We start from the raw sequence: 4,625 nt of genomic DNA on the forward strand, positions 1-4,625 counted from the left end.
CTCCAAAGCCCAGGACTGGCTGTTTGAAGATATCGTTCACCTCGATACCATCCGCCGAAAAGAATACGACTATTACACTAAAATCCTGTTGTATTTCCTGGATCCCGAAAAAATCAAAGGACGCCTTCATGAAATTGACGCCCCCGCTGCCAACCGGAATTTTTATAAACCCGGACACCCCGATTTTTACCGGTCCGATAAAGTAATTGAACTTCAATGGCTGCTGGAAGAAATTCTGTTTGACCGCGATATCCGGCTTAAACTGGTGGCTTCCGTTTGCGCCATTGAAGGCTGTTCACATGCCCGACAAATGGAATTGCAGGAATACAGCCCGGTTGATTTGGCAAAAATCTTTATCAGCGGAACAGCCAATGATTCAAGCATGCTCTTCCCCCCCATTCCAAACTTTATTTTTACAAGAGATATCGGCATTACCATTAACCAGCATATCCTGCTGAATAAACCTGCTAAAAAGGCAAGGACCAGAGAAGCTTTGCTGATGCGTTATATTTTCTTTCACCACCCACTTTTCACCGACCTGCGTGAAAATATTATTGAGCTGCCCGATACGCACCAGCATTTCCTGCTGCCGAAAGAAGGCGACGACAGGAAAGTTACCCTTGAAGGAGGAGATGTGATGGTGGTAAGTAAAGACCATGTACTGATCGGTGTATCGGAACGCACCAGTATGGAAGCCGCTCACCAGGCCGTACATGCACTCTTCGAAAAAAATGTTGTAAAAAAAGTATCAATAGTAAAAATCCCTAAAAAAAGAGATTACATGCATATTGATACTGTATTTACGCAGGTCAGAAAAAATACCTGGGTAATGCTGGGGAATTTCTCCAAAAAAGCAGTTAAAAAAGAAGACGCTGATATCGTTCAACGTATTCTGGAAGGCAAAAAAACTGATAACAAAATCCAGATTATTCAATTCCGTAAAAAAGATATCGACAACCCGGTTTATTTTGATAACCTGGAAGACCTGCTGACGGACATCAGCCGCAACGACCTGGATTGTGATGAAAAAGTACGGTTCATCTATTCCGGAAACAATGAATTTCCTTTTGATGCCCGCGAGCAATGGACCGACTCCTGTAATGTGCTGGCCTTAAAAGAGGGTGTAGTGCTGGGGTACGACCGCAACGATAAAACCTCCCAGGCTTTTCAGAAAGCAGGCTTTTCCGTATTACATGTAAAGGACTTGTTGGAACAATTTGAGAATGGAACCAAATCACCGGATGAATTGGAAAACTGCCTCATTTTAATGCCTTCTGCTGAATTATCCAGGGCACGCGGTGGGTTTCATTGTATGAGCATGCCCCTGCTGAGAGACGCTTATTAAACAGTTTTTAGTCTATGCAAACAACCTCACATATTATGATGATCCGGCCGGTTAATTTCAGCTTTAATGCCGAAACCGCCGTAAATAATGCCTTCCAGTTAGCCGGAAATGCAGCCAATGCACAGGAAAAAGCCCGTAAGGAGTTTGACCAATTGGTTGAACTACTGCAACAACACCAGGTTGACGTAACGGTTATAAATGATAGTCCCGACCCCTATACCCCTGATTCCATTTTTCCGAATAACTGGGTTAGTTTTCATGAAGACGGGCGAGTTGTTTTGTATCCGATGTTTGCCCCCAATAGAAGAGCTGAACGCAAGCAACCGGTTTTAGACCAGGTTTTTTCCCGGTTTAAACACACCAGTTTGCTCGATTTAACCGGGGCAGAAAAGGAAAATCGCTTTCTCGAAGGAACCGGCAGTATGGTGCTGGATCGTGAAAACAACATTACCTATGCCTGTCTGTCGCCAAGAACTGATAAAAAACTAACGGAAGAATTTGCTGAAAAAATGGGCTACCGGGCGGTATGTTTTCACGCTTACGACAGCAAGGGGCAGGAAGTCTATCATACCAATGTGATGATGTGTATTGCCGATCGATATGCTGTCATTTGCCTGGATTCTATTACCGACATCAATGAACGGCAACAGGTCATTGACAGCATTTCATCCACCGGAAAAAAAATAATCAGCATTAGCCCCGAGCAAATGAACCAGTTTGCCGGAAATATGCTGCAGGTGCAGAACGCCCGGCATATTCCTTACCTGGTGATGAGCTCCAGCGCCTACCATTCGCTAACGCAGGAGCAGGTAAAAGAACTGGAATCCTTTAATGCAATCATACATTCCGATTTGCATACCATTGAAACCAATGGCGGGGGCAGCGCCCGTTGTATGATGGCTGAAATCTTTCTGCCATTATCATTTTCGTAATAATTCTTTAGCAATAGCCCCAAAGGAACCTGGTAAATAACCCAGTTCCTTTTGGGCTTTGCTGATATCAAACCCGGTTCTGGCCGGGCGCTTTCCGGCTTGTTTAAAGGTGTCGGCTGTTACCCGTTCCAGTAACTCCTCCTTCCAGCCGCCTATTTGGGCAATTTCCCGGGCCATTTTATAGGGTGTGAAAAACTCTTCCCCTGAAATATGCCAAATGCCTGTTTTTTTCTGTTCAATCAATAAGAGAATACCTGCAACCAGGTCATTTACATAGGTCGGGGTTCGATACTGGTCATCCACCACCTTAATTGTTTTGCCTTCTTCCAGGCTGTTTTTTATCCAGCTGAAAATACTGGAACGACCACCTTCCGGAGCCAACCCGTATACCAGGCAGGTCCTAACAATTGCCCAGGGAATTTCAGCGGTTTGTACAATGGCTTCTGCCTCCAGTTTGGTATGCCCATACCAACTAATCGGGTTAACAGTATCTTCTTCCGTATAACTTCCTTTTTCTCCATCGAAAACAAAATCGGTCGACAGAAAAATAAAAAAACCTGCATGTTCCTCAGCATCCAGCAAAAGCCGGGCGGTTGCTTCCACATTAATGGAATGCGCTTCCTTTTGCCGTTGCTCACATTCGTCGACCTGCGACATGGCAGCACAATGAACAATAACAGCAGGTTTTTCCTGCTCCACGATTTGTTGCAATTCAAACGGATGACTGATATCGGCCGCATAATAGCGAACCAGTTGATCCTCTGCCGGAAAACGGGAAACACCTCTCCCCGTGGCAATTACGGGATAGCCACGTTGGGCTAAAATTTTCACCAATGCTTGTCCTACAAACCCGTTTGCACCCGTAACTAAAATCTTTTCCATACTATAATTTTTGTACCTGTATCCTAAAAACTAACAAATGGTAGCAATTCAGAACGTAGTTATTTATTCAACATATGTGAATTGTTTATTGATTTTCAACGCAAAGTATCCATCTCAGGGGTATGTATTGGCTACATAATCGCATCAAATCCTTATTTTTGGCGCGCCTTATCAAACGACTACCTAAAAATAGGGAAGCTTGTCATATATTTTAGCATGTGTAAAAACCAAACTACTTTAATTTAATTCGATGAGTGACAGCAAGGTTTCTAAAATTGGAGTTCTGACATCGGGGGGCGATTCTCCCGGAATGAATGCTGCCGTTCGGGCAGTTGTCAGAACAGGTCTGTATCATGGCTTGGATATGTATGGTGTTATGAGAGGATATAGTGGCATGGTGGAAGACGATATTTTTAAAATGGAATCACGTTCCGTAGCCAATATCATTCAGCGGGGAGGCACCATTTTAAAAACAGCCCGTTGTAAAGAATTTTTTGAATATGAAGGCCGCAAGAAAGCCTATGATAACTTAAAGAAAAGAGGCATAGACGGCTTAGTGGTGATTGGTGGTGACGGTAGTTTTAATGGCGCGTTGAAATTCAGTAAAGAGTTTGATATTCCCTGTATTGGCCTACCGGGCACAATTGATAAAGATATTGCCGGCACTGATTTTACCATCGGATTTGATACAGCGGTTAACACGGCTGTAGAAGCAATTGATAAAATACGGGATACTGCAGATGCCCACGATCGTTTATTTATTATTGAAGTAATGGGCCGCGACGCGGGTTATATTGCCCTGCACAGTGGTATTGCCACCGGTGCAGAACATATCCTTATCCCGGAAAAGAAAACAGATATTGACCAGGTTGTAAAGAGTTTGCAGGAAAAGGAAAAAAGAAGAAAACTGGTAAACCTTATTGTTGTAGCCGAGGGCGATGAATTTGGTGGTGCTGAAGAAGTTGCCAAACACGTAAAAGGGAAACTACCGCATATCGATACCCGCGTTTGCATCCTCGGACATATTCAGCGGGGAGGATCCCCAACCTGTTTAGATCGCCTGATTGCAAGCAGAATGGGCTACCATGCAGTTGAAAGCCTGATGGTTGGACGGCATAATGTTATGGTAGGTATACAGAATAATAAAATGCATTATACGCCGTTGGAAAATGCAGTGAAAGCAAAACAAAAAATCAACGAAGAGTGGATGAAGATCGTAAAGATCCTGGCATCCTGATTTACACAAACTAGCAAGCAACGAAATTATATTATATGTCAAAACACGCCTCCAAGTACCTGCACCAGGAAATGGATAAAGAAGCAGGAAGGCAGCACGCTTTTAAAAGAACCAAAATTGTTGCAACGGTTGGACCAGCCTGCGACACCTACGATAAACTACTGGCACTGGTTCGCGCGGGTGTAAATGTGTTCCGCCTTAATTTTTCTCATGGATCGCATGAAGATAA

The 4,625-nt window shown here is 43.8% G+C and carries 5 protein-coding genes; 4 read left to right on the plus strand and 1 reads right to left on the minus strand.

Annotated elements, in window-relative coordinates:
* A partial coding sequence (locus A1D16_RS10565; RefSeq protein WP_290709332.1) for an arginine deiminase family protein occupies window positions 1–1,345 on the plus strand: 1,345 nt, incomplete at its 5' end.
* A gap of 14 nt (window positions 1,346–1,359) precedes the next feature.
* A complete protein-coding gene (gene ctlX, locus A1D16_RS10570) occupies window positions 1,360–2,277 on the plus strand; it encodes a citrulline utilization hydrolase CtlX (protein WP_290709333.1) in 918 nt (305 codons plus the stop codon).
* On the opposite strand, the gene A1D16_RS10575 is transcribed toward ctlX, so the two are convergent.
* On the minus strand, window positions 2,266–3,159 hold the full coding sequence (locus A1D16_RS10575) for an SDR family oxidoreductase (RefSeq protein ID WP_290709334.1): 894 nt from the start codon (window positions 3,157–3,159) through the stop codon (window positions 2,266–2,268). The two genes, ctlX and A1D16_RS10575, sit on opposite strands and share 12 nt — an antisense overlap.
* Window positions 3,160–3,409: 250 nt before the next feature.
* On the opposite strand from A1D16_RS10575, the gene pfkA reads away from it, so the two are divergent.
* The gene (gene pfkA / locus A1D16_RS10580; RefSeq protein ID WP_290709335.1) at window positions 3,410–4,396 is read left to right on the plus strand and encodes a 6-phosphofructokinase; all 987 of its coding nucleotides are present in this window, start codon (window positions 3,410–3,412) and stop codon (window positions 4,394–4,396) included.
* Between the two features lie 35 nt (window positions 4,397–4,431).
* The coding region (locus tag A1D16_RS10585; protein ID WP_290709336.1) for a pyruvate kinase at window positions 4,432–4,625 on the plus strand (194 nt) is incomplete at its 3' end.

The sequence above is a fragment of the Flavihumibacter sp. CACIAM 22H1 genome, from assembly GCF_001601815.1.
Classification (GTDB): Bacteria; Bacteroidota; Bacteroidia; order Chitinophagales; family Chitinophagaceae; genus Flavihumibacter.

Coding starts and splice junctions, on each gene's coding strand:
- A1D16_RS10575 (WP_290709334.1), bottom strand. CDS start 3,159: ATGGAAAAGATTTTAGTTACGGGTGCAAACGGGTTTGTAGGACAAGCA.
- pfkA (WP_290709335.1), top strand. CDS start 3,410: ATGAGTGACAGCAAGGTTTCTAAAATTGGAGTTCTGACATCGGGGGGC.
- ctlX (WP_290709333.1), top strand. CDS start 1,360: ATGCAAACAACCTCACATATTATGATGATCCGGCCGGTTAATTTCAGC.